Genomic DNA, 25,241 nt, shown 5'->3' with positions numbered 1-25,241 from the left:
ATGAAAATGAAAAAGCCGAAGCGTTTTTCGCTTCAGCCCGCTTATCTCAGAACCGACTTGCCCGGTCCGTAATCATCCGACTTCAACAGCAACTCTGTCATCACCAAACTCCACATTAAGACGAGTTCAAAAACCGAGCCAATCGCCGGGTTATCCACCGCACAGGCAAAACCGACACCCACAACTGCGATAACAATCCCTGCGAGCAAAACGGGCCAGCGCAACCGCCGCCACAAGAAAAAAGCTGCAACCACCAGCGGCAGAAGCGCCAGGATGGTGGAGTACGGAAAATAATTTTTCGAGGGAAAATACTGGATCACCCCATGGATTCTGACCGGCTCCAAGTTAATCCATAATATATTGGTAAAAATCCCGAGCACTGTCAACAAAAACGTATACAAATGTGTAAAGACCTGAACAATTAAATATTCCGACCATTCGACCTGAATCCGGCGCAAAATATCCAGGGAGACAAAAACAAGAGTGGGCGTTAACAAGACATCGAACAAATAGCGAAACAAGCTGAGCATCTCCAGCAAATCCCCTTCACCGAAAAGGTTGCCCACCGACAGTACCGCATGATCGTAAATGAACGTCAAAATCAGGAATAAAATCCAGGATGTTCCCCAAAACGAGGATTCACGAAAAAAACGAAAACTCCACACAAACAACACGAGATACAAAATCGTAATCAAAGGGTAAAGGAACGTATCCATTTTTTCCTCCAAACGGAATGCTCATCAGTTTCCCTGTTCCATACCTTTTCTTTTATCTTATAAAATAATCGGGATCAAGTTCCGCCTAAATTGTGACACGTTTGATACGATTTTCCGCCCTGAAGAAGACAGCGGCGGACCAACCCCATCTTTTTTTGCATGGGGATGCCGCCGCCTGATGCACTACATTATTCCGGTTTGCTTACGATCTCCGCCAATTTATTCACAGCTGCTTCTTCATCCGAGCCATCTGCCACAATGGTAATCTCCGCACCCCGGGACACGGCCAGACTCATAATGCCCATAATGCTTTTGGCATTCACTTTTTTCGTTCCTTTTACAACAAAAATTTCGGAAGTAAATTTGTTTGCTTCCTGCACAAACAACGCTGCCGGGCGCGCGTGTAATCCTGTTTCCAATTCAACGATGACTTTTTTTTCTACCATAGAAATCCTCCTAACCTAACCATTTGACGATTGCCGCAATTTCCGGGCCATCTCGTCCAATTTGCGCAAGCGGTGATTAATGGCAGATTTGCTCACTTTTCCGCTCGGCAGTACCTGCCCCAACTCCGCCAAATTCATTTCCGGGTATTTCAGCCTGGTTTCCGCCACCTCTCTCAAGCGGGCGGGCAGCTGATCCAAGCCGATCTCCCGATCGATCAGATGAATATTTTCGATTTGGCGCATGGCTGCCTGGATCGTTTTATTCAGGTTCGCCGTTTCACAATTGACCAGACGATTGACGGAGTTACGCATATCTTTCATAATACGCGCATCTTCAAATTTCAGCAGGGAAGGATGAGCCCCGATAATATTCAAAAATTCCCCGATTTTATCTCCTTCTTTAATGTACACCACAAACCCTTTTTTACGCTCAATGATTTTCGCATGCAAATGAAATTCATTCATCAGTTTGCACAATGCTTCGCTATGATCATCATAAGTCGAGACAATTTCCAGATGATAGGAAGCACTGTCCGGATTATTCACCGATCCTGCGGCCAAAAAAGCCCCGCGCAAGTATGCCCGTTTGCAACAAGGCTTTTGCAGGATCGCGGGCGAAATCCCCTCTGTCTGCTCCCATGTCCCCCGTTTAAAAATGCCCAGGTTGTATAATACTTCTCCTGCCTGCCGGGATAAGCGGATCATGTAAACATTGTTCTTTTTCAAGCGCACTTTTCGGCGCACCAGCACCTCCGGCTGGATCTGATAAAGGGTTTTTATCAACGAAAAAATATATCGGGCCGTTGAGGGATTCTCAGTCGTAATATCCAGCATAAATGCCTTTTTCTGCAGCTGCACCGCTCCGTTCATTCGCACCAACGCGGACAGAATGGCCCGTTTGCAGCAAGGTTTTGCGTCAAGTTGGGTCAACTCTTTTTTTATGTTTGAGGTAAACGACATTTGGCATCCCCTTCTTTACCCGCTATGCCGTTTCTGCATGCGCTCGTCAATCAGCCTTTCGATATGGCTGCTGATCCGCTCAGCATCGTGACGCACAACAGAACGATATAGCAACAGGTTATCCGCGATCACGCGGCAACCCATCTCCTGAATCCGGTCAATATCAGGAAGAACCATCTTTTGCCCTTTTTCCGCGTATTTTTCCTGAATGGTAGGGGGCGGAACCTCGTTATTGATGATGGCGACATCAAACAACGGCTTTTCCACATGATCATAAATCGCTTTGATATGATCACTCGCCGTAAAATGATCGGTCTCTCCGGGCTGGGTCATCACATTGCAAACGAAAATCCGGCAGGCGTTGGCAGCGTAAATCGTCTCGCTCATCCCCTTGACCAGCAAATTGGGCAAAATGCTGGTATAAAGGCTGCCCGGACCGATTACGATCGCGTCTGCTTCCTGGATCGCCCGAATCGCCTCTTCCAGCGGCCTCGGTTCCGGGGGATTGAGAAAAACGCGTTTAATTCTTTTCCCGGTTTGCGGGATTTGCGATTCGCCTTTAATGATGGAGCCGTCGGTCATTTCAGCCATCAGGACAACATCTTGCTCGCTGGCCGGAAGCACCCGTCCGCGGACAGCCAAAACGCGGCTCATCTCTTGAACGGCGTGGGTGAAATCGCCCGTAATCTCTTTCATCGCTGCGATCATCAAATTCCCGAGCGTATGCCCGGCCAAGCCTTCCCCGCTGGTAAAACGATACTGGAGTACCCGCTCCAACAGCGGTTCGGTATCCGCCAGAGCAATCAGCACATTGCGAATATCCCCGGGCGGCGGCATTTGCAAATCATTGCGCAACCGGCCTGAACTGCCGCCGTCATCAGCAACGGTCACAATCGCCGTAATCTCGATCGGCAATTTTTTCAATCCGCGCAGGATGACGGACAATCCTGTCCCGCCACCAATGCAGACAATCCGCGGTTTCCTGTCCCGGTTTTCTTTCAATCTTTTTTTCGTTGCCAATGTTATCCGCCTTTCCTGATGTCTCGATGTGCCACACGACAACGTTCATAATCCTTGAATTCGCCATAAAGGTACTCAGCAATCGCCACCGATCGGTGCTTGCCGCCCGTGCAGCCGATCCCGATCACAAGTTGCGCTTTTCCCTCACGGACATACTGCGGAATCAAGAACCGCAACATGTCAACCAATTTATCGAGGAACTGTTTCGTTTCCGCCCATTTCATCACATATTCAGCGACATCCTGATCTTTGCCTGTTTGCGGACGAAGCGAGTCAACATAGTGCGGGTTGGGCAGAAAACGAACATCGAAGACCAAATCAGCATCGATCGGAATCCCGTGTTTAAAGCCAAACGATTGAAACGTAACCGCCATCCCGGCATCATCCCGCCGGGCAAACAACGTGGCTATTTTCTCTTTCAGCTGGGCAGGTTTCATCATGCCCGTATCAATGATATGGTTAGCCCGTCCTTTAATCTCCTCAAGCAATTTGCGCTCTTGCATGATCCCGTCAAGGGGAGTCCCATCAGGAGAAAGCGGATGCCTGCGTCTGGTTTCCTTATACCGGCGCACCAGGGTCTGGTCATCAGCATCCAGATACAGAATCTGATAGTGAATGTCATGCCGTTTCTCCAATTGATCAAGCGATTCAAAAAGAGAAGCAAAAAATTCCTGGCCCCTCAAGTCGATGACCAGGGCGACTTTGCGATATTTGCCATTGGACTCCTCAAGCAGTTCGGCAAACTTGGGAAGCAGGATGGGCGGAAGGTTATCGACACAAAAAAATCCATGGTCTTCAAGGCTTTGCATCGCAACTGTTTTTCCAGCTCCGGACATTCCAGTGATGACGACTAATGTGAGTTCTTTTGCTTTTTCCATGCCATCACCTCGAATCCATTTTTTATATTATACCTTATTTGCGCCCGCGTGCTAAAAGTCCGGCCGCTCCGATGAATCCGGCCCGGTTCCCCAGCTTCGCCAGAACAATCTCGACCCCCTGTTTCACGTTGTCCTGCGCCTCTTTTTCATATGCTTCCCTGAGCGGGTTTAAGAGCACATCGCCCGCTTTTGCAACTCCTCCGCCGATGATAAAGCGGGACGGATTAAGCACCAGGGATAAAACGGCCAAAGTGCGGGCCAGCGCATCGATCGCCTTCGCCACGATTTCGGAAGCCACCGGATCGCCTTTCGCACAGGCGGAGAAGATTTCACGCGCGGAAAGGGACTCTGCCGTTAAAACCGTTTCCCTTCCCTGATCGATCGCTTCCCGGGCCATGCGTACCAGCGCAGTGGCGGAAGCAACCGTTTCCAGGCAACCGATTTGCCCGCAGTTGCACCGAACCCCCTCACGATCCACCTGAATGTGGCCCACTTCACCGGCAAAACCGTTCATGCCATGAAGCAGATGCCCTTCCGCAATCACCCCTCCGCCGACTCCGGTTCCCAGGGTAATGCAGACGAGATCGTCCACGCCTTTACCGGCGCCCTGCCATGCTTCTCCCAATGCCGCAACATTGGCATCATTGTCGATGGAGACCGGAACTTGCCAGGCCTGTTCCAGTTTCTCCTTAATCGGCACATTTCGCCAACCGAGATTTGTTAAATATTTCACAACCCCGTTTGGAATATCCAAAAATCCGGGCAGCCCGACACCGACACCGCCGATTTGATTCCAAGAGATCCCTGCACCATCCGCCAGTTGCTTCGCGTCCTCCACCATGCGCGCAATCACGCCGTCCGGGCCATCCTCTTTCTGCGTCAGATGTTCCGCCTCTGCCAAAACTTCTCCGGATTCCGACATCAGGCCCATTTTCATGCTGGTACCGCCTACATCAATCCCGATATAATATTTTCTCATAGCTGCACCTCAACCTTTGATGTCTCCGTTTTCATTTCTGAAACTAAGCATATCATGCGCATCAGACGCATACAATGCCTAAGAACAGATTCCTGTCCTTTCGGTACATCCCGGAGGGGGGAAGGCATGCCCCCAAGCTCTGACATTTGATGGCTCTTCCACAAAAAAGAAAGGACTGCCGGCTTCGATCAGCCAGCAGCCCGCCCCTTCACCCGATCAAGGCTTATTCTTTCGTTTCGCTGTATTCCTCCAAGAAAGCTTCAATCTGCTCTTTTGTCTTCGCGTAACGACTCGGCAGGCGTCCCACTTCTTTCCCGTCTTTAAATACGATAAAAGTGGGAATTCCTTTTACATTATATTCTTCGGCGATCGTGCGCGATTCATCGACATCCAGCTCGCCAAATTCAAATTGGCTGGCAAACTTGGCAGCGATGCCGGGCATGTCGGGAGCCACCCGTTTGCAATCGACACACCAGTCGGCGCTGAACTCGACAACCTTATTTCCTGTATTGATAAACGAATCAAAACGATCTTTATCCAGTTTTTTCATCAGGACGTTTGCCTCCTTTTAGGAAAAACACTTTTTCGCCATCGGTTCCAAGATTTTCGCATGGCGGGAAACCGTCGACAGCGAAACCTGATATTTTTCCGCCACTTCTTTTTGCGTCAGGGCAAAGCCATGGTATTTGGCCGCCAGGTATTCAAGAGCAGCCGCCCACCCCTCCACTTTGCGCACAGTAGTCACCTGCTCGGGAGAGTGGGTCATCCATGCTGCCCACAAGCGCTCAATCGCCTCTTGCAACTGGCGGGAGCGCCCGGGTATGTTCTCCAGACAGCAATGGAGCACTTCCTGCCATTTCCCCCGCTCGGCCGGCTCCTTTTCATTCTTGCGCCCCGAAGTGGCTGCCTCGATCTGGCGCAGGAGAAATAAAGCCACTTCCCGCAGATCTTGGTCTTCATCCTGTTCAATAAACGATTTCAACAAACTTCTGACCTCGTCATCCGCAATCCAGCCGAGCAGACGCAATACATGCAATTTGGTCTCACGGTCTCCTCGGCCGAGCGCCCAGAAAAAAGAGGAGCGGATCAGCGGATTTGTTTTGATCTGCTGCAATAACTCGCTGCTGTCATTGCCGGATTCAAAGCGCAGGAACTGCTCTTCAAACGGCAGCTGATAGTGATAGTACACCTTTGGAATCTCTTCCATTTGCAGCCACTCATCCATATGTTCCAGGTAGAAAACAGGAACCTCGGACTCAGAATGAATGGCCGCCGCTTTTTTCCAGAAATACCGGGCGCGCTCATAACGGCCGGAGTTCCATGCCGCCACGGCCGCATAGTGATAAAGGCTCGGTTCATGCACTCCATCCAGCTTGATTAGGCGCACGAACAGCTCGTAAGCGACGTGATGTTCGCCCAAAATCCCGAGTGTGGTCGCCAATTTGTAAGTATGTTCCTGATGAAACGGAACCAGTTTTTTGAGCATCTCAATAATGCCCTCGTTTTTTTCCGTCTCGCCGGTATGATGGCTGAGAACAGCCAGATTGCACAGGGCATGCAAATTGTTGGGATCGATTTTAAGTACCTGTTCAATCAGGTTCATCGCTTCCTGCAATTCCCCTGTATAGTAGTAGGCCAAAGCCAGATTGTTGCGGGCCGCCAGAAATTCCGGATGCTCCTCGATGATTTCCCGCAAGAGCCTGATCGCTTGCAGAAAGCGCCCTTCCTCCAAGTAGGCCCTTGCTTCTTCATGCTTCATCATGTACGGAGGGAGCCCGGCCGGAACCACTTCTTTCGGCGGACGTCCCATCTCTTCGGCCAACATGTACAGCATGTCTTCCGCTTCTTCCGCATACTCTCCGCTTGGATCCATGGTCAAATATTCGAGCAGGTAATCTTCGGCCAGCTCCAAGTCTCCCATATTGGCCGCATTATTCGCCATGTAAAAGAGACATTCGTACAATCCCGGATCAACTTCATCCAACACTTTCCCCAGTACTTCGTTTGACTCCTCGAAGCGCCCCAATTCCGACAAGATCCCCGCCAGATTGCAGTAGTTGACAGGATTGTCAGGCTCGAGTTCCATTGCCAGACGAAAATATTTCACCGCTTTATCATATCGGTGGCGGTCAAGCGAGCGAACGGCGCGTTCAAAGAAAAATCCCGCATCCATCCGCAAACGAACAATTTTTTCATTTTTATTATTTATGCCAACCTGAGTCTTTTTCATCTTGAATCCCCCTCACCCAGCAACACGTTTCCGAGCTGTGGTGCGGTCCGTTTTAATGATGAACTTCTCTTTCGCTTAAAAACTTTGAGATACTATTTTATCCATATTATAACCTAAGTAAATGGGGAATGGGAAAAAGCAAAATGAAAAAAAGATCGCCAATCCTGACGATCTCTTGAACAAAGTGGCATCTGATTCAGTTCTCCCCGTGTGATTTGCCGTTTTTCACATTGCGTTCTTCCAGTTCACGCAAAACCTCGTCCAACGGCAGTTTTTGCTCCCGGAGCAGGACGAGCAGATGATAAAGCAAGTCCGCCGTTTCATGGCGCAACTCATCCGCCGAGCGGTTTTTGGCGGCGATGATCACTTCGGCCGACTCTTCTCCCACCTTTTTCAATATTTTATCCAGCCCTTTTGTAAACAGGTAAGTGGTGTAGGAACCTTCCGGGCGCTCAGCCTCGCGGCGGGCCACGACCGATTCCAACCAGTTGATCACGGAGAAGCGGTCAGGTGCAGCCGTAACTGCCTTGTCAAAACAGCTGTAGGTTCCCCGATGGCAAGCGGGCCCCATGGGAATAACTTGCACCAGAATCGCATCGCCGTCGCAATCATAATGGATAGCCGTAACCTTCTGCACATTCCCGGACGTTTCCCCTTTATGCCAAAGTTTTCTGCGGGAACGGCTGTATAACCATGTTTCTTCTTTGCTGATCGTGAGAGAAAGCGCTTCTTGATTCATATAGGCTAGGGTGAGCACTTCTTTGCTGACTGCATCCTGGATAATCGCCGGAACAAGGCCGTTTTCATCAAATTTTACTTTTGCGGGGTCAAAGGTGACATTCAACGCACTTCCACTCCTTTAGCTCGCAGGTGCTCTTTCACGCTGGCAATCGAAACTTCTCCAAAATGAAAAATAGAGGCAGCCAATGCGGCTGAGGCAGCAGTTTGCTCAAATACTTCGGCAAAATGCTGCTCATTTCCGGCACCGCCCGAAGCGATGACGGGAATGTTTATTTCCCGGGAAATTTCCCGGGTCAGCGGCAGATCAAAGCCGTTTTTCTGACCGTCCTGATCCATGCTGGTGAGCAAAATCTCGCCCGCTCCCCGATCCACCGCCTCTTTTGCCCAGTCCAAAGCCCGTTTGCCGGTGTGGTTTCGCCCTCCGTGCGTATAGACAAACCAATCCCCGGCATCCGGATCGTATTTGGCATCGATCGCCACCACGATACACTGGCTGCCAAATCTCCTTGCTCCTTCTTCAATCAGTTCGGGATTTAAGATTGCCGAGGTATTGATGGAAACCTTATCCGCACCTGCGCGCAGAATCTCAAACATGTCCTCCACACTCCCGATCCCGCCGCCGACGGTGAAAGGAATGCTCAGCTCCCCTGCCGCCCTTCTCACAACATCGCGCATCGTCTTACGCCCTTCATGGGAAGCTGAAATATCGAGAAAAACCAGCTCATCGGCCCGCTGGCGATCATATTCGGCCGCAAGCTCCACCGGATCGCCGGCATCGCGCAGGTTGACGAAGGAAACACCTTTCACCACGCGCCCGTCTTTTACGTCCAGACAAGGGATAATTCGTTTGGTAATCATTGATTCCTCACCCCGGCCACTTCACGCATCGCCTCCCCGAGCCTGATCGCGCCGGTGTACAGCGCTTTTCCGATGATCGCCCCTTGAACTCCTTCCCTTTCTGCCTTTGCCAATTCCTTCAAATCGTCAATTGATTTGACTCCACCCGAAGCGATCACCTGTTTTTTACACGCGCGGGCCAAATCGCGGACCGCTTGCACATTGGCACCTGACAGCGTGCCATCACGGGAAATATCGGTAAAAACAAACGTTTCCGCCCCCAACTGCACCATCTCCGCAGCCAGCTCCTCAGCGGACACTTCCGAAGTATCCAACCAGCCGTGGGTGGCCACTTTGCCATTGCGGGCATCAATGCCGATCGCAATCCGGCGGCCATGTGATTTCAGCGCCTCTTTCACAAAAGCCGGGTCATCCAGAGCAGCCGAGCCGATGACCACACGGCTCACCCCCGCTTCGAGCAAGCGTTCCAGGCGCTTGTGATCGCGCACTCCGCCTCCCACTTGAACGGGAACTTCAACCAACCGGGTTAATTCTTCAATCAATCGGTAGTTGGCCGATTCTCCGGAACGGGCCGCATCCAGATCGACCACATGCAGCCACTCCGCTCCCTGCCTGATCCAGGTTTGCGCCACCTGCAGCGGATCTTCCCCGTACACCGTTTCCCTGTCGTAATCTCCTTGTGTCAGCCGCACGCATCTGCCACCGCGAATATCAATGGCAGGGTATAATTGAAAGTTCATGTTACACTCCCACCTTCGTCTCTGTTAAGAGCACAAATCGCTCCAGCAATTTCCTGCCCAGCTCTCCGCTCTTCTCAGGATGAAACTGCATGCCGTAAATATTGTTCCGCGCCACGACCGCCGTTACCGGCTGATAATAATCCGTGGTGGCAATCACGTCCTCCGCATTCCTCGCCTGCACATGGTAAGAATGGACAAAGTAGACATAATCCTCTTCCAAACCGTAAAAGAGAGGGTGGGGATGCTTGATCGACAGCCAGTTCCATCCCATATGGGGAATCAGATAATCTCCGGAAAACCGGACGACATGGCCGGGCAACAGGTTCAGCCCCTGATAATACCCATGTTCATCACTGCTGGAAAATAACAGTTGCATCCCGAGGCAAATCCCGAGCAGCGGTTTCCCCTGGTTTGCTTCCTGTTTGATGACGGAAACCAGCCCGCGTTCCTCCAATTCGCGCATGGCATCCCCAAACGCCCCGACACCCGGCAAAATGATCCCGCCCGACTGCTTGATTTCCTCATGGTCAGAGGTAACCCGAAACGGGACATTCATCCGCTTCAGCGCCATGGAAACGCTGTGCAAATTTCCCATTCCATAGTCGATGACAGCCAGCATCACAGCACCCCCTTTGACGAGGGAATCCCCTGCACGCGCGGATCAAGCGATGTGGCTTCATCCAGCGCTCTGCCCAACGCCTTGAAACAAGCTTCAATCATATGGTGGGTATTGCGGCCGTAATGAAGAATCACGTGCAACGTCATCCGCGCCTCCAGGGCCAGCTTCCAGAAAAATTCATGAACCAGTTCCGTGTCAAACTGCCCCACCTTGCCACCGGGAAGATCCACCCGGAATTCCAGATGGGGACGATTGGAGAGATCAAGTGCCACTTGCGCCAGCGACTCATCCATCGGGACAAAAAAGTTTCCATAGCGCCGGATGCCCCGTTTATCCCCCAAAGCGCGGCGAAGCGCCTGACCCAGGCAGATGGCAATATCCTCAACCGTATGGTGGTCATCGATTTCATGATCGCCTTTCGCTTTGACGCTCAAATCAAACTGGCCATGCTTGGCAAACAAATCAAGCATATGCTCCAAAAACGGAACGCCTGTCCGCAGTTCCGTCCGTCCCGATCCATCCACGTTCAACGTCAGGGAAATCTCCGTTTCACCGGTTTTTCGTTCAATGCTACCGATTCGCTCTTTTGCTTCCACCTTTTTGCTCCCCTTCCTTCGCATGATCCAGACGCACCCGGATGGAGGCAGCATGGGCCGTCAAACCTTCTGCCCGGGCCAGTGTCATCACTTTTTCCCCGTCCCGGCACAGCGCCTCCCTGCTGTAGGAGATCAGGCTCGTCTTTTTCACAAATTGATCCACACCGAGCGGGGAAAAGAAGCGGGCAGTTCCATTCGTGGGCAGGACATGGTTGGGCCCGGCGAAATAGTCGCCGATCGGCTCCGGACTGAAGTTCCCCAAAAAGACGGCTCCGGCATGTTTTACTTTCCCCAGCCACTGCCACGGTTCTTCGATGGCAAGCTCGAGATGCTCAGGGGCCAATTGATTGGCTGCGGCAAAGGCCTCTGCAAGGTCGTCAACCACGCAAATCGCTCCGTGCCGCCGGATCGATTCCGCCGCAATCTCGCGCCGTTCCAGCCGGTTACATTGCAGCTCCACTTCCTTTGCCACTTTTTCCGCCAAATCGGGAGAAGGCGTGATCAAAACAGCGGAAGCCATCGGATCATGCTCCGCCTGCGAAAGGAGATCGGCAGCGACATACACGGGATTGGCCGATTCATCCGCAATTACGACTATTTCACTCGGCCCGGCGATGCTGTCAATATCAACCTGCCCGTAAACAGCCTGTTTCGCCAAGGCAACATACACGTTGCCAGGGCCGACAATTTTGTCAACCGGCGGAATGCTTTCCGTTCCGTAGGCCAACGCAGCCACCGCCTGCGCTCCGCCAACTTTGTATATCGACGTCACCCCGGCGATCCGCGCGGCTGCCAGGGTCGGAGCATAAACCGTGCCATCGGGCAGAGGAGGCGTCACCATCACCCGTTCCGGCACCCCCGCCACTTTTGCCGGCAAAACATTCATCAGCACGGAGGAAGGGTAAGCGGCCTTTCCCCCCGGCACATAGACACCGACCCGTTCAAGCGGCCGGATCAGCTGGCCTAAAATCGTCCCGTCCGGTTCGGGTGAGAACCAGGAATTCTGCTTTTGTTTTTCATGGTAGGCTGAAATGCGCCGGGCAGCTTCATGAAGCGCTTCGAGAAAAGCGGGTTCCACTTTCCCCATCGCCTCGTCGATCTCTTCTTCGCTCACCTTGAGCGTCACAAGATCGGCTTTGTCCAATTCTTTCGTCAGCCGAAACAGCGCGGCATCCCCTTCTTGTCTGATCTGTTTGATAATGCTTTGGACAATGCGCCTCTCCCGCTCGGTATCCTGGTCATTCTTCCGCCTGGTATCCAGTTGCTCTTTCTTTATGATCGAGATCATCGCCTGACACACTCCCCAATCACCTTGCTTAAAGCGTTCATCAAAGCCGAAATGGGTTCACTTTTCAATCGGTAACTGGCCCGGTTAGCAATCATCCTGGACGTGACCGTGCAAATCGGTTCAAGCTCAACCAGCCCGTTTTCCCGCAAAGTTTGGCCGGTGGACACAATGTCGACGATCCGGTCGGCCAAACCGATGATGGGTGCCAGTTCAACCGAACCGTTTAGCAGGATTACCTCGACTTGCTGCCCCTTTTCTTTAAAATATTTCTCGGCGATGCGGGGGTATTTCGTGGCAACCCGCGGGTAAAGTCCCGGTCTCCAGTCCGGCTTCCCCGCCACGGCCATCCGGCAGGGACTGATGCGCAAATCGAGCAGTTCATACACGTCGCGTTCCTGCTCCAACAGTACATCTTTCCCCACAATGCCCAAATCGGCCACACCATACTCCACATAAGTCGGCACATCCATCGGCTTGGCCAGAAAGAGGGAGAAGCCCGCTTCCGGCATGGTAATCACCAGCTTTCGCGAATCCTCGTTCAGAGAATCAGAGACGGGAATCCCCGCCCTGCTGAACAATTCGAGGGCTTCCTTTAAAATGCGCCCTTTGGCCATGGCAATGGTCAGCATCCGCCTTCCCCCTTTCCTTCCGGCAAGGTCACAACCCGGTCATAGCGCTTTGCAATCTCGGGCAGCCCGTCCTCTTCCGCAAGCAGATGGGTCGCCACCGCATATCCTTCCTCCCGCAACTGACGGGCCCGGGACAGAGCTTCTTTTTTCCGGTCTGCCTGATAAAACAAGCCGATCGTTTCCCGAGGTTCGGGACGGAGCGGGCATGCGGCAAGCAAATGGTCAAGTTGCACCGCAAAACCGGTCGCCGGCAAAAAACGGCGGAAATGACGATACAGCCCGTCATACCGTCCCCCGCTGAGCAACGGGAATCCCTGGCCGGCAGCATATCCTTCAAAGTAAACACCGGTGTAGTAATCAAGGCTGCCCACCAGCCCGAGATCAAGGGTCATCGCTCCGGCGCATCCATAAGCATCCAGATATTCAAACAACTCTTCCAGATGCTGTCCCGCTTCCTGAACGGCAAGACTCCGGCTTCCGCTCGTTAAACGTTTGATCTGATCCAGCGTCGTTCCTGCCTGAACCAACGTTTCAATCTCAATCCGTTGAGACTCCTTCAACCCGATTTCCCCAAGCTGCTTGCGAAATTCGACCAAATTTCGCGCTCCCAGCTGCTCTTTCAGCCGGGTGAGCGCTTCATCATCCTCAATGCGCTCGCGCAGGAACCCTTCCAACAGCCCGACATGACCCAGCGCGATTTGAAAGGAATCGACCCGGCAAGCGGTCAAGACCTTGACAGAGAGCGCAATCACTTCGGCATCTGCCTCCGCCCCCGCTTCCCCGACCAACTCAACCCCGGACTGAAAAAATTCGGAATTGCGGCCAGCTTCATTTTCCTGCGCACGAAAAACATTGGCATGGTAACACAAACGCAGCGGAAGCGGTTCGTGTTTCAACAGGGAAGTAACCACCCTGGCGATCGGGGCGGTTTGGTCCGGCCGCAACACAAGGGTGTTCCCTTCCCGATCCATGCATTTGAACATGCGTGATTCAGCGATGGCGCTCGCTTGGCCAACCGTCTCATAAAATTCCAGGGTCGGCGTCCCCACTTCCGCATAGCCCCATTTGGCAAACTCGGTTTGGATCAATTCTTCCATCATGCGTTTCCTTGCAGCCAGTGGCGGCGGAAAATCACGAAAACCAGTCGGTTTTTCAAAAATAAGCGGCTTGGTCATTCTGGCTCCCCTTCATCCGTTTTGCTTTAGTTTGCTAATACGCTAAAGGATTAATTGTTTCATAGTATAACACGCTTGCGGCACTTTGGCTAGGAGGCTTTTCCCGTAAAAAATTTATTGCCGGTTTTGTCTGGCTTTTAGTTGGAAAATCAGTCCACCTGTTCGGTCTCTTTCAGCCAGTTCACCATCTTTTCCAACGCCTTCCGCCGATACGAATAATGCATTCGTTCCGCTGATGTCATATCTTTTAATACCTTTGTCGCACCATCGGGAAGAAAAATGGGATCAAACGGGAACCCCGGCTCCGGTTTGATCCTCTCCGGCCACTCCTCCAAAATGACGCCCCTCGTCTTCCCGGTGAATACCTTCTGTTTCCCTCGCCAGCTTACCCCGACTGCACCTTCAAACCAGGCCCTCCGGTCTTCCCCTGCCAGCAGCTTCGCGATCCCGCGATAGCCGATTCTCTCAAACACGCGTTTGGTCAGGACCCCGGGGAATCCGGGATAAGCGGCCAAATACAGTCCCGCATCATCCACCATAATGGGACCGGATCCGCTAACGGCCGCTTGCTCCAATTTGATGCGGGCCACTTCTGTCACCGTTCCTGCATCCGGTTCGTCCAGCGGAAGGTCGATGCTTTCCACTTCAAAGCCGAATGGAGATAAAATTTCCCTCGCTTCTGCCAATTTCCCCGTATTTTGTGTTGCAAAAAAAATCTTCATCTGACTCTCTCCTCTTATCGCACATCAGGCATGCTGTTCTCCTTTTATCGGAATCCATTTTTGCTCTTCCGCACCCCTGCTTTCCTATCTTAATCTACCCTAAGCCCGTTTTTCATTCACATCTCCGCACCGCCCGGCCATAATTTTAAAAAAGTGGACAAAAAATGGCGCTTTGTTACGAATATATAAATATATTTATTTTAAGCTTATGGCCAAAGTCTCCCGGAGCAGGAGGATGCGGGGTTTGGTGGTTTTCTTCACTTTCCGCTCCTGAAAAAGTCGTTGCAGAGAAGCCCCCTTCCGCTGAAGTTTATCCACTGCCCGGATGATTGACTTTTTGTGACTGAACCTGATGTTTCCGATTCAACGCTTGTGGAAAGGAGAGGACGCACATTATGGCGATGTTGGCTTTCTTGTTTTTCACAGCTGGGGTCGTCCTCGAATTGCTCGGCTTCATTCTCATATTAAAAGGAAAAGCAACCTCACTGGAGCCTATCATTCTGGGACTGGTCTGCTTTTTAATCGGTTTTTTGGCCCGCTGAATCCGACCATTTACATAAAAAAGCACTCACCCTCGCCGGATGAGTGCTTATGGCCTTTGTTTTTTATCCCAGCACTTGACTCAAAAACTGACTTGTTCGCTCTTCGCTCGGATGCTCAAATATTTTCTCCGGCGTTCCTGTCTCCACAATCCGGCCTTCATCCAGGAAGACGACCTGATCGGCCACCTCACGGGCAAATCCCATTTCATGTGTCACGATCACCATCGTCATCCCCTCTTTGGCCAGTTCCTTCATCACCGACAGCACTTCCCCGACCAACTCCGGATCAAGAGCCGAAGTAGGTTCATCAAACAACATGGCTTTCGGTTCCATGGCCAAAGCCCGGGCGATGGCCACCCTCTGCTTCTGACCGCCGGACAGGGAGCCGGGATACACATTTGCCTTGTCCTCCAACCCCACCTTGCACAGCAATTTCCACGCCATTTCTTTCGCTTCTTTTTTCTTCTTTTTCTTCACATAAACCGGAGCTTCCATGATGTTTTCCAACACATTTTTATGGGGGAACAAGTGAAAGTGTTGGAAGACCATCCCCACCTCCTGACGAATCCAATTTAAATCGCTTTCTTTTGGGTCGACCTTTTCCCCGAAGAGGTAAATTTCCCCGGAATCGGACTGTTCCAGAAAGTTCATGCAGCGAAGCAGGGTGCTTTTTCCTGAACCGCTGGCCCCGATCAGCACCACCACTTCCCCTTCGTTTACCTGAAGATCAATCTCTTTCAATACTTGCAGCTGCCCGTACCACTTGCTGACCGCCTTCAGTTGAATCAAGCCCTGACACTCCTTTGTTCGACATTAAGCCGTTTTTCCAGCCATCTCAGCATAAAGGTGAAGATGAGAATGAGCGCAAGATAATAAAGCCCGTTAACCAAATAGGTTGGAAACTGTCTGAAGTTGTCCGCAGCTGCCCCCAATCCGCTCGCCCACAGTTCTGTTCCGCCGATGTAAGCAACCAGTGAAGAATCTTTCAGCCCAATAATAAACTGATTGCCCAAAGCAGGAATCGAACGGCGAAACGCCTGCGGCAGGATGATCCGGCGCATCGCCAGCCAATAAGACATCCCCAGGGAGCGCGCCGCTTCCATCTGGCCATTTTCAATCGATTGAATCGCCCCGCGGAAAATCTCGGCGATATAGGCTCCGGCATGGACAGCCAAAGCGATCACCCCCGCCGTAAAGGAATCCAGTACCACGAATTCCGCCAGGCCAAAATAAAGGGTGACAATTTGTACAATCAGCGGTGTCCCGCGAATAATCGCGATGTAAAGAAGAGCCATTCCCTTGAGAACAGGATTCCCCGACAGGCGGCAAAAAGCGAAAAACAAACCGATCGCCGTCGCCAGCAGCAGTGACCAAAAAGTGAGCTGCACGGTCTGCCAAGCCGCCTGCATAAACTCGTCAAAAGTGGTTTGGAAAATCTCCAGTAACGTTATCATCAGCGGGCTCCCTCCTCTTGTTCGTTTGTCAAAATATTCCGATTAAAATATTTTTGGCTGATCCGTTCATAAGTTCCGTCGGCAATGATCTTTTGCAGAGCCCGGTTCATCTTCTCCCTTAACCGGTCATTACCTTTGCGAACCGCAATCGCCATGTTATCCGTGGTCAGCGGCTTACCGACATCCTGAATCGGAAATCGCATCTTGTTCATGGCATACAGGCCGACTGCCTGATCCGTAATCACGGCATCAATCCGATCGGTCGGCAAATCCTGCAAGGCGGTAATATCGCTGGTATACTCCACAATATCCGGGGAATATTTTGCAGCAACATCTTTAAACGTACTCGCCTTGACCACACCGATTTTTTTCCCTTTCAGGTCTGCGGCCGATGTAATGCTGCGGTTCCCCTTTTTCACGAAAATCTGCGCCCCTGAACGGTAATACGGGTCGGTAAAGTCAACGGCCTTCTTCCGCTCATCCGTAATCGCCATGCTCCCGATGATCGCATCATACTTTTGCGCCTGCAAGCCGGCAATGATCGTCTCCCAGGGAGTGGTCACGGGCTTCGGCTTCAATCCCATCTCTTTGGCCAGCGCCTTTCCGATTTCCACATCAAAACCGGTCACCCGGCCCCCATTTTTAAAATCACGATAGTTAAACGGCTTGTACAATCCGCTCATGGCAAATGAGAATGTGCCTTTTTCCAGGGTAATCTGCCCTTTTGGCCCGGGACCGGCACAAGCGGTCAAACCCAAAAACGCCATCAGCAAAAAAGAAATACCGGATATCCAAAGGAAACGAATTACAAAAACCTCCTTTTGCCGATGGAAGTTATTTCAAAATAAACTTCTTGATTCTATTTTGAAATAACTTCCATACTTAAATTGTTTCACTCTATAAAACCCCTGTTACCCTTCTATATCGTTTTGCAAATATTTATATTTAAAATAATTATTCCGCAACTACTTACATCCATTCTTCGTCTATAAAAAGAAAGGTTGCTTGCAGAAAAATAAATAAAATGATCTTGAAAAGATTCATTTTTTTCTACACAATGTAACCCAAAAATATTAAAATTAAATTATTAGTCTCCATTAAGCAATTATCTTTTATTCTTCTTTTTATTCGTTTTTTGTTGCATTCCTCAATCCATATTGGGTTGCATTTGACGAGACATGAATGTTTTCTGGAGAGGAGTTTTTGCATGTACAAGGTGATCGGGCTATACAAAAAGACAGAGAAAGAAGAAGAATTTATAAACCATCTCACCAATAACATTATTCCCCAAGCGCTGAAGATTCCCGGGATTATCAAAGTCGATATCACACACCTCGTCCCCTCCCCGTCATCTCCAAGTGATATTAACGAATACAATGACTATTTCCTGATGTGCGAAATCTACTTCGCCAGCTCGGATGCATTGCAACAAGTTCTGGAGAGCGAACAGGGGAAAGCGATCGCCGAAGTCTGGGTGGGAAGCGCCTCTTCCTTCTTAACCACTTACGTCGGTAAAGAGGAATCTTATACAGCGAGTTTATTTACACGCTATCAAACATAAACCTTTGCATGCTTTTCATCCCTTGCAAATATCCATCCCATGTCTGCACTTGAAAAGCTGGCCGGTCCGTACCGGCCGGCTTTGTTTTTGTCCCCGATTGTGGTATGCTACGTTTCGGAAAATCAGGGTTTTGGAAAGGAAGTTCAGTCCATGATCTATCGCTCCTTACGCCGTTTACTGTTTCAGATGGACCCGGAACAGGCTCACGAATGGACGATCCGCTCGCTCAAATGGATGCAGGCAAATCCATGGATAAAAAACTCGTTTCAAAGGCAAATGACCGTGAACGACCCGCGCCTTCACACCACTTACTGGGGACTTTCATTTCCAAACCCCGTCGGACTGGCAGCCGGGTTTGACAAACACGCCAACGTATACCCGGGTTTGGCCGCTCTTGGCTTTGGTTATGTGGAAGTGGGAACACTCACTCCACGGCCGCAAAGCGGAAACCCCAAACCACGCCTCTTTCGGCTTCTTCCCGACCAAGCGGTGATCAACCGTATGGGCTTTAACAACGATGGGGCGGAAGCAGCCAAGGAATCATTTACCCGCCTGCCCCGCCCCTCCATTCCGATCGGCATCAATTTGGGCAAAAACAAGGACACACCCAATGACGAGGCTGCCGTGGATTACCGGAAAGGATTAAATGAACTTTATTCCTGCGGCGATTATTTCGTGATCAATATCAGTTCTCCCAACACCAAGGGATTGCGCGATCTCCAACATGCCGCCTCGTTAAACAGCCTGTTGGCCGCCATCCTGGAAAAGCGCGATGAACTGGCGAAAAAATATGAACAAAAACGGCCAATCCTCTTAAAAATTGCCCCGGATTTAGAGAACGAAGAAGTGGAAGAGATTGTCACCATCGCCCTTGAAAAAGGAATTGACGGTATCATTGCCACCAATACCACCATTTCCCGCGAAGGTTTGTCCTCTCCTTTGCAGAAAGAAACAGGCGGGCTCAGCGGCCGTCCGCTCGTCAACCGCTCCACGGCTATGATTCGCCGAATTTACAAAATCACCCGGGGCCGGGTGCCGATCATCGGAGTCGGCGGGATCTTTACCGGTCAGGACGCCTATGACAAAATCCGTGCCGGGGCCAATCTCATCCAGGTTTATACCGGCATGATCTACCGTGGGCCCTCCATCGCCAAATGGATTAATCAGGAACTGCTCGAACTGATGAATCGGGATCAAGTGTCCAGCATCAGCGATCTGGTCGGTCTGGATCATCAGTAACTCGTCCGTTCATCGCCGGCAAATTTCAGGCTCTCCCTCTTTTTCGTTCGGGAGAGCCTGTTTTATACCGAAGGCGATAAATTCCGTCAAAACCAAAAGTTTCCTGAACAACTTTTGAAACGGAATGAATAAGGCAAGACAGCTGTCCGGGTCTTCAGACCTTCACTCGAAACATCTGAGCCCCTTCCTTGTAAAAAGCCCGGAAAAGTCCGGGCTGCAGCTTCTCCAACTATGCCTTTAACTCTATACCTTTGACATCAAGCTGATATTTCTCTATGGCCTTTTTCAGCCAATTTTGCTTTGGATGATCAATATAATTCGTAAAATCCGGTTCCCGGCGATATTTTTTCACAACCCCCTGCTTCCAAAAGTACTCTTGGATGATCTGCCGGATCTTCTCTGCATCTTCATTTTGACAGCGGATCGTCAGCTTGGCATAAAACTCCTTTGGCCGGCCTTCCTTCCGATAAAATTCAACATGAATGACTGCATGGGGATTGACGTATCTATTTCGAAGAAGATAAAAGCTTGTTTGATTATATTGTAATCGATCCAAGCTATCCTGATGTAGCTTTATGTCCCCCTCTCCATAGCGAATTCTCATCGCTTCTGCGATTTCTTTGATCAATTCCGGTTGTAAATCAACGGTACGCAATTCAAACTGGTACTGCTGATACTCCTCCGGGCAATACTTCTTTTCCGGTGGTTTTTCCGGTACATCGATGTCCAGATTATATTTTTCTGCATAGGGCCTTAACCAATTTTTATAAGGATCATTCACATAGTTTACAAAATCCATGTTATAGTCTTCATAAAGATCTTCCGCTGTTTCCACAAATCTACGGAATGCTTGCTGCACCTTGGGCGCATCTTCTTTCCGGCAACGCACCACTACATGGCAATAATCATTTTCATCTCCGACTCCGGCATAAAAATACACCGCGATCACGGCATTCCGGTCTTTTTCCTCATTTCGAAACAGATAGAACAGATCCTTTTCTCTTCGGTTATACCAAGCATCACCGTAATCCTTTAACTCTTCCCCGGAAATTTGGATCTCCATCGCCTCTGCAAATCCTTTGATTAATTCCTCATCTGCATCCAGGCAATACATCTCCCACTGATATTGTTCATAATCTTCCGGTCGAAACATCTTATCCCTCCTGTTTCTAATGGATCCATCATACGCTCCGACCTGATTATCTGCCTTAATTAATTTTCGATTTTTCCCTTGACAACCGGGACACGTCCTCCGTTCGGTAAACAGGATGAGCCGGTCTCCCTCTTTCCCCGGACTGTTCCCTAGTTTACTGGATATATATTCCAGTATTTTTGGTTCGGAGTCATACTGGCGCCCATGTCCGATATTCTCATTTTCATCAGGTTGATAATCCATTGGGTATACCTCTTCTTGCCCCTCTTTTGCTTTCACATAGTCAAACTTAAACTTATCTCTCGGGACTTCCTTTACCCATCCCTCTTCAAAAATAGGAATGTTTTTCCCGGAATAAGCCTTCAGCTCATGTTCCGAAATTCCCGCGATTTCCACTTTGGCCGTGGCGAAATTTTTGCCTCCGTCTAAAAGAGAATCTCGAAACTTAACAATACTATTTGCTTTATTTTTACTATACCCTTTCGCAGTTAACTGTTTAGTCGCTTTATCCTTATTTTCAGTCCCAACCAATTCAATAATCTCTTCTATTAGCTTTTTCCGTGATTTTTCCGCTTCGGTGGATAAGCCCTGAGTTTGCTTGGCCAGCAGTTCCGGAGTGATTTTTTGTGTGGGGCTGGCCCAGCCGTGCGGGTCGAGTTGGTCGCTGTAGGAGATCACATCTTTCGGGACGCTGCCAGGACGGAAACAATGGAGCGGCCCTTCCGCAGCGGCAAAATACTTGGGCATGGGCTGGTAGCCGAAGCAAGGATCGGCGGACCTGGCCAGATACTTTTCCAGTTTCGCCAAGACCGGCCCTGTCTGTTTCTGGACGGACGCTTTGACCATCTGAACGGCCGGTTGGATCACCGGTTCCATCAAGTGATAGCCACCGACCAACAATCCACCGGTCAGAGCTCCGGCCAGCACGCGTTTGAAGCTGAACTTTCGCCCGTGCAGCCAGTCATCAACGATCGTGGTGCCTGCTCCTTCTCCGGCGCCGATCACGATTTTCCGGGAGAAGAGCTTCTGCATGGCTTTCGGGAAGCGGCTGATCCACCGGCTTCCTTTTTCCATCAATGCACCCGCGGTTTTAAACCGGCTCAAGTAGGGAAGCATTTTCACTCCAAGCCAGCCCAAACCTCGCTCCAACGCTGCGGAGAAGCCCATGCCGCACAGCCCGAGCACTCCGCCGATGCCGCCTTCCAAAAAGGTGGACTGGTCGATTTTCCCGCCATTGAGCAAAACACTGATCCCAAATGAAGTTATCGCGCCCCCCAGAACCGATGCACCGAGCGGTGGCGCAATAAAGCACAAAACCACACCGACGATGATGACGGCGGTAAACAATATGTACCCTTTGTATTTCCAAACCCAGTCCCAGGCGGCGGACAGCCCGTCGACCACGCCGCGCGCAAACTGGTCACATACCTTGGCAATCCAGTCCCAGGCTTCGGCAAAACCTTCTTTCGTTTTCTGCCAGGCAGCCGAAACTTTCTGTTTCGTTTTGGACCAGAGACTGGAAACGCCATCCTTCATCTCTTTCCAAAAGCTGTGATTCTCGTTTTTTGCCTCGGTGACTGCTTTGGACGGTGCCGGTGCAGGGCCCGATTTCACTTTGTCAAAGTGATCATTTACTTCCGGGACTTGGAAGCTCCCGCTCTCGGCATAAACCGGGACATGTCCCAGCAGTCCTGCCCCTGCAAAAATGAGGAGCATGACCACAACCCATTTGAACACGCTCTTCCTCATAGCCCTTTACGGAAAGCAAAAAATCCCCGCTTGCTTTTCCGTAAATTTCCCTCTTTCGCAAAGAGAAAGAATCTATTTAATGGAATTTACCTTCAAATTATATAAAATTTTTCATTCGATGGCAGAATAATTTATTAAAATTTTATACAAAAAGCCCTTAAGCAAATATGCTTAAAGGCTTGTTTCCATCGGTGTAACTTTTTTAACTTTGCTGCACCCCCCGTCCAACAACCCGTTCTCGCCGGCGAGAGCATCGTATGACCTGCTACTACCCCTACTTTCTGGTCTTCGCATTTTGAATAATCCGAGAGATTGAAGATATTACATTGCAATGACAGGCGACTGGGTCTGGATCGTACTGACCATCTTCTTGAAAATAAGAAATTGGTTGCCTTCTACTTCGATTGAAATGGTGAATTTGTCAAAATCCCGAATCACTCCCCTGTATTGAAATCCATTCACCAAAAACAATGTAACCGGTATGTTCCTTTCCACCAGCTGCGTAAGAAAATTCTCCTGAATGTTGTCCATCAGGACCATTCTCCTTCCTCTCGTTTTAACGTCTTCTACTGCATTTCTTTCCCAATTCCCCCTCAGGCAAACGAATTCCTCTTTTCCATCGTCTTCTCGTCGTTTTTCCGCTCTCCCCTGACATAAAACCGGCATCATGAATAAAATAAAACCAGCAATTCAGCAATGTACAGAAAAGAATACAAATTTAATAATCTAATAAATTCATCCTAATAATGTATAAATATATTGCTATATAAAAATAGAGGCGTTATAATATATTAAGGCTAAATATTTTGATTTTTCAATTAAATATTATTGGGAGGAGTGCTTGTGTTTCGGAATCGGTGGGGATCTTGTTTGCTCATCTTCCTGCTTGTCCTCGCTTTTAGTCCGGCCATGTTGTTTTCCGGCAGCACCCGGGCATCCGCTGTGCCTTCTTCAGAAAGCGGTTCCTCCAAACCCGTTTACCATCCCGGGCCTCTTTATGAACAGTTTAGGCAGGCAGCGAAGGAATTTCATGTTCCCTTGACCATTCTGCTCGCCGTCAGCTACGCCGAAACGCACTGGCAAGATCATCACGGAAAACCGAGTGAACTGAACGGTTACGGGTTGATGCACCTGGCCGATAATCCAACGAACCATTCACTGCCGGAAGCCAGTCAGTTGCTGGGCATTCCGGAAAATCAGCTCAAAAATGATGTCAAACAAAATATCCGCGGCGGTGCAGCCGTTCTCGCCCAGCGGGCCAAAGAGCTGAATCAGGGCAAGCTGCCGCAGGATTTGGCCAAATGGTATACTGCTGTCGCCGCTTACAGCGGGCTATCCTCCAAACTGACGGCCAAGTGGTATGCAGATGAAGTTTACAGCCTGATCAACCACGGCGCCTATCGTCTGGTCGACGGCAAAGATATGTTTATCCGTCCGACGCGGGTGATCCCCGACAAAGGTATCTATGCCGACGTGAAAGCGGTGCAGGCGGCAGCCACTCCGGACTATCCCTATGCCAATTGGGTTGCCGCCTCCAGCAGCAATTACACGGCAGCCAATCGCGTGGCAGACGGAAACAGCATCAATTATATCATTATTCATACAACAGAGGGTTCCTACAGCGGCACCATCAGCTGGTTCCAAAATCCGCAGGCGCAGGTGAGCTCACACTATGTCATCCGCTCCAGCGACGGGGAAATCACGCAGATGGTCCAAAACAAGGACATCGCCTGGCATGCCGGTAACTGGGATTACAACGTCCACAGCATCGGCATCGAACATGAAGGATATGTCAGCGATCCATCCTGGTTTACTGATGCGATGTACCGCGCCTCCGCCAGTTTGACGCGCTGGCTCTGCGACAAGTACGGAATTCCCAAAGACCGTTCCCACATCATCGGACACAATCAGGTTCCAGGTTCCACGCACACCGACCCCGGCTCCGGATGGGACTGGAACTATTATATGTCACTGGTCAACCAATCATCCTCATCCACGGAGATCGTTGTCGACAATTCCAATACATCCCGCGTTTCCGTCAGCGGCAACTGGGCGCTCAGCTCCTGGAACTCCCAAAAATACGGAGCCGACTATTACTATACCACTCCCCAGGCGGTCAGCGAACCTGTCTGGTTCAAATTTAACGTACCTTCTTCCGGTTCCTACAGCGTTTACGCCTGGTGGCCCGCTGATCCCGGCTATAACAGCAACACGCCCTATATCATCAGGACATCCAGCGGAAATCAAACGGTTTATGCCAACCAGCAAGCGGGCGGAGGAAAATGGAATTATCTCGGCACCTTCAATCTCCCCGCAGGCGATCAATACATCGTCGGGGTTTCCCGCTGGACATCGGGAACAGGCTATGTGATTGCCGATGCGGTGAAGCTGGTAAAAAATTAATGCGAAAATAAGTGTTCAAAGCCGGTAACGCCGGATGATGGCGTTGTCCCGGCGTTTTTTTGTGAGCATGTGTTGCCGGTCTGAGGCCGGTGCGCCGATCCCCCGCAAATTTGCCTGGTTCCCCCGTGCTTACCAACTTTTTTTATTTCCTTCTTGATATCAGAACATATGTTCGTGTATGATGATTAGCAAAGGGGGGAGCGGGATGAATGTGATCAACTTTCATCAATGGTATGAGAACCGTTTGTATCTTGCGCTTATGCATCAATCCGAACCGAAGCGAACCTGGAAATATGAACCGCCGCAAATTGAACCTGACCAATTGGAATATATGGCTTTTTTACTGGAAGAAGCACATGAACTGGAAAAACCGGTTCTGGTCACGTATGCGGGCAAACACTCCCCGCTGCAATTTTACGGTCAAGTGATTCACGTCCAACCTTATGAAGGTTGGTTTATCATGGCTAACGGCCAGATAAAGCAACGGCTCCGCTTTCGTCAGCTGATCGAAGTGGACTGGTTCTGAAACAAAAGAAGCCCCGG

The 25,241-nt window shown here is 50.4% G+C and carries 27 protein-coding genes; 5 read left to right on the top strand and 22 right to left on the bottom strand.

The window, feature by feature from the left end; all coding sequences use genetic code 11:
* Window positions 1–41 precede the first annotated feature (41 nt).
* The 17 genes from I8U19_RS11355 to I8U19_RS11275 form a co-directional block, all read right to left on the bottom strand.
* Window positions 42–716 (bottom strand): hypothetical protein, encoded by a 675-nt coding sequence (locus tag I8U19_RS11355; protein WP_033099842.1) that lies wholly within the window; start codon window positions 714–716, stop codon window positions 42–44.
* A 188-nt stretch (window positions 717–904) separates the two neighbouring features.
* Window positions 905–1,162, bottom strand: a complete 258-nt coding sequence (locus I8U19_RS11350; protein ID WP_033099841.1) for an HPr family phosphocarrier protein — start codon at window positions 1,160–1,162, stop codon at window positions 905–907.
* A 15-nt stretch (window positions 1,163–1,177) separates the two neighbouring features.
* Entirely contained in the window at window positions 1,178–2,122 is a 945-nt protein-coding gene (gene whiA / locus I8U19_RS11345) for a DNA-binding protein WhiA (RefSeq protein WP_033099840.1), read from the bottom strand.
* A gap of 15 nt (window positions 2,123–2,137) precedes the next feature.
* Window positions 2,138–3,124 carry a gluconeogenesis factor YvcK family protein gene (locus I8U19_RS11340; protein WP_033099880.1) on the bottom strand — a complete coding sequence of 329 codons (987 nt, stop codon included), beginning with the start codon at window positions 3,122–3,124 and terminating at the stop codon, window positions 2,138–2,140.
* A 20-nt stretch (window positions 3,125–3,144) separates the two neighbouring features.
* Window positions 3,145–4,020, bottom strand: coding sequence for an RNase adapter RapZ (gene rapZ / locus I8U19_RS11335; protein ID WP_033099839.1), 876 nt, complete (start codon window positions 4,018–4,020; stop codon window positions 3,145–3,147).
* Between the two features lie 34 nt (window positions 4,021–4,054).
* Window positions 4,055–4,999: an ROK family glucokinase gene (locus tag I8U19_RS11330; protein WP_033099838.1), complete on the bottom strand. Its 945-nt coding sequence runs from the start codon at window positions 4,997–4,999 to the stop codon at window positions 4,055–4,057.
* Window positions 5,000–5,222: 223 nt separating this feature from the next.
* Window positions 5,223–5,549: a thioredoxin family protein gene (locus I8U19_RS11325; RefSeq protein WP_033099837.1), complete on the bottom strand. Its 327-nt coding sequence runs from the start codon at window positions 5,547–5,549 to the stop codon at window positions 5,223–5,225.
* Window positions 5,550–5,567: 18 nt separating this feature from the next.
* Window positions 5,568–7,229, bottom strand: a complete 1,662-nt coding sequence (locus I8U19_RS11320) for a tetratricopeptide repeat protein (RefSeq protein WP_052153983.1) — start codon at window positions 7,227–7,229, stop codon at window positions 5,568–5,570.
* Between the two features lie 196 nt (window positions 7,230–7,425).
* Window positions 7,426–8,073 (bottom strand): bifunctional phosphoribosyl-AMP cyclohydrolase/phosphoribosyl-ATP diphosphatase HisIE, encoded by a 648-nt coding sequence (gene hisIE, locus I8U19_RS11315; RefSeq protein WP_198055956.1) that lies wholly within the window; start codon window positions 8,071–8,073, stop codon window positions 7,426–7,428.
* Entirely contained in the window at window positions 8,070–8,828 is a 759-nt protein-coding gene (gene hisF / locus I8U19_RS11310) for an imidazole glycerol phosphate synthase subunit HisF (RefSeq protein ID WP_033099835.1), read from the bottom strand. Before hisF ends, hisIE begins: the two co-directional genes overlap by 4 nt.
* Window positions 8,825–9,568: a 1-(5-phosphoribosyl)-5-[(5-phosphoribosylamino)methylideneamino]imidazole-4-carboxamide isomerase gene (gene hisA, locus I8U19_RS11305; RefSeq protein ID WP_033099834.1), complete on the bottom strand. Its 744-nt coding sequence runs from the start codon at window positions 9,566–9,568 to the stop codon at window positions 8,825–8,827. The genes hisF and hisA overlap by 4 nt, the downstream gene beginning before the upstream one ends.
* 1 nt (window position 9,569) lies before the next feature.
* Window positions 9,570–10,187, bottom strand: coding sequence for an imidazole glycerol phosphate synthase subunit HisH (hisH, locus tag I8U19_RS11300; RefSeq protein WP_033099833.1), 618 nt, complete (start codon window positions 10,185–10,187; stop codon window positions 9,570–9,572).
* Window positions 10,187–10,783 carry an imidazoleglycerol-phosphate dehydratase HisB gene (gene hisB, locus I8U19_RS11295; protein ID WP_033099832.1) on the bottom strand — a complete coding sequence of 199 codons (597 nt, stop codon included), beginning with the start codon at window positions 10,781–10,783 and terminating at the stop codon, window positions 10,187–10,189. Before hisB ends, hisH begins: the two co-directional genes overlap by 1 nt.
* A complete protein-coding gene (hisD, locus tag I8U19_RS11290) occupies window positions 10,758–12,068 on the bottom strand; it encodes a histidinol dehydrogenase (RefSeq protein ID WP_370589776.1) in 1,311 nt (436 codons plus the stop codon). Before hisD ends, hisB begins: the two co-directional genes overlap by 26 nt.
* A complete protein-coding gene (gene hisG, locus I8U19_RS11285; protein WP_033099831.1) occupies window positions 12,068–12,700 on the bottom strand; it encodes an ATP phosphoribosyltransferase in 633 nt (210 codons plus the stop codon). Before hisG ends, hisD begins: the two co-directional genes overlap by 1 nt.
* Window positions 12,694–13,875 carry an ATP phosphoribosyltransferase regulatory subunit gene (hisZ, locus tag I8U19_RS11280; protein ID WP_198055954.1) on the bottom strand — a complete coding sequence of 394 codons (1,182 nt, stop codon included), beginning with the start codon at window positions 13,873–13,875 and terminating at the stop codon, window positions 12,694–12,696. Before hisZ ends, hisG begins: the two co-directional genes overlap by 7 nt.
* Window positions 13,876–14,024: 149 nt before the next feature.
* A complete protein-coding gene (locus I8U19_RS11275; RefSeq protein ID WP_033099829.1) occupies window positions 14,025–14,597 on the bottom strand; it encodes a non-canonical purine NTP pyrophosphatase in 573 nt (190 codons plus the stop codon).
* 395 nt (window positions 14,598–14,992) lie between these two features.
* Between I8U19_RS11275 and I8U19_RS11270 the strand changes: the two genes are divergently transcribed.
* Entirely contained in the window at window positions 14,993–15,139 is a 147-nt protein-coding gene (locus tag I8U19_RS11270; protein ID WP_160173800.1) for a hypothetical protein, read from the top strand.
* Window positions 15,140–15,202: 63 nt separating this feature from the next.
* Here I8U19_RS11270 and I8U19_RS11265 read toward each other — a convergent pair whose 3' ends face one another.
* The 3 genes from I8U19_RS11265 to I8U19_RS11255 are packed head-to-tail and all read right to left on the bottom strand — an operon-like array spanning window position 15,203 to window position 17,360.
* Entirely contained in the window at window positions 15,203–15,928 is a 726-nt protein-coding gene (locus tag I8U19_RS11265) for an amino acid ABC transporter ATP-binding protein (RefSeq protein ID WP_033099828.1), read from the bottom strand.
* Window positions 15,925–16,593, bottom strand: coding sequence for an amino acid ABC transporter permease (locus I8U19_RS11260; RefSeq protein ID WP_033099827.1), 669 nt, complete (start codon window positions 16,591–16,593; stop codon window positions 15,925–15,927). The genes I8U19_RS11265 and I8U19_RS11260 overlap by 4 nt, the downstream gene beginning before the upstream one ends.
* Entirely contained in the window at window positions 16,593–17,360 is a 768-nt protein-coding gene (locus I8U19_RS11255) for an ABC transporter substrate-binding protein (RefSeq protein ID WP_198055953.1), read from the bottom strand. The genes I8U19_RS11260 and I8U19_RS11255 overlap by 1 nt, the downstream gene beginning before the upstream one ends.
* Before the next feature lie 440 nt (window positions 17,361–17,800).
* Here I8U19_RS11255 and I8U19_RS11250 point away from each other — a divergent pair, with 440 nt between their 5' ends.
* Together I8U19_RS11250 and I8U19_RS11245 are read left to right on the top strand one after the other, a co-directional pair.
* Window positions 17,801–18,154 (top strand): EthD family reductase, encoded by a 354-nt coding sequence (locus tag I8U19_RS11250; protein WP_160173799.1) that lies wholly within the window; start codon window positions 17,801–17,803, stop codon window positions 18,152–18,154.
* 153 nt (window positions 18,155–18,307) lie between these two features.
* Complete coding sequence (locus I8U19_RS11245) at window positions 18,308–19,393, top strand: quinone-dependent dihydroorotate dehydrogenase (RefSeq protein WP_198055980.1); 1,086 nt, start codon at window positions 18,308–18,310, stop codon at window positions 19,391–19,393.
* Window positions 19,394–19,622: 229 nt separating this feature from the next.
* Here the strand turns inward: I8U19_RS11245 and I8U19_RS17675 are convergent, their stop codons facing one another.
* Together I8U19_RS17675 and hfq are read right to left on the bottom strand one after the other, a co-directional pair.
* Window positions 19,623–22,283, bottom strand: coding sequence for a deaminase domain-containing protein (locus I8U19_RS17675; protein ID WP_198055952.1), 2,661 nt, complete (start codon window positions 22,281–22,283; stop codon window positions 19,623–19,625).
* Window positions 22,284–22,616: 333 nt separating this feature from the next.
* Entirely contained in the window at window positions 22,617–22,826 is a 210-nt protein-coding gene (hfq, locus tag I8U19_RS11235) for an RNA chaperone Hfq (RefSeq protein WP_198055951.1), read from the bottom strand.
* Between the two features lie 312 nt (window positions 22,827–23,138).
* Between hfq and I8U19_RS11230 the strand changes: the two genes are divergently transcribed.
* Together I8U19_RS11230 and I8U19_RS11225 are read left to right on the top strand one after the other, a co-directional pair.
* Complete coding sequence (locus I8U19_RS11230) at window positions 23,139–24,698, top strand: golvesin C-terminal-like domain-containing protein (RefSeq protein WP_198055950.1); 1,560 nt, start codon at window positions 23,139–23,141, stop codon at window positions 24,696–24,698.
* Between the two features lie 205 nt (window positions 24,699–24,903).
* Window positions 24,904–25,224 carry a YolD-like family protein gene (locus I8U19_RS11225; RefSeq protein WP_198055949.1) on the top strand — a complete coding sequence of 107 codons (321 nt, stop codon included), beginning with the start codon at window positions 24,904–24,906 and terminating at the stop codon, window positions 25,222–25,224.
* The last annotated feature ends 17 nt before the right edge of the window (window positions 25,225–25,241 follow it).

Source organism: Thermoactinomyces sp. CICC 10523 (assembly GCF_016055105.1).
Classification (GTDB): Bacteria; Bacillota; Bacilli; order Thermoactinomycetales; family Thermoactinomycetaceae; genus Thermoactinomyces_A; species Thermoactinomyces_A daqus.
The sequence above is the reverse complement of the archived record's forward strand: the minus strand, read 5'-3'. Positions and strand labels throughout refer to the sequence as shown.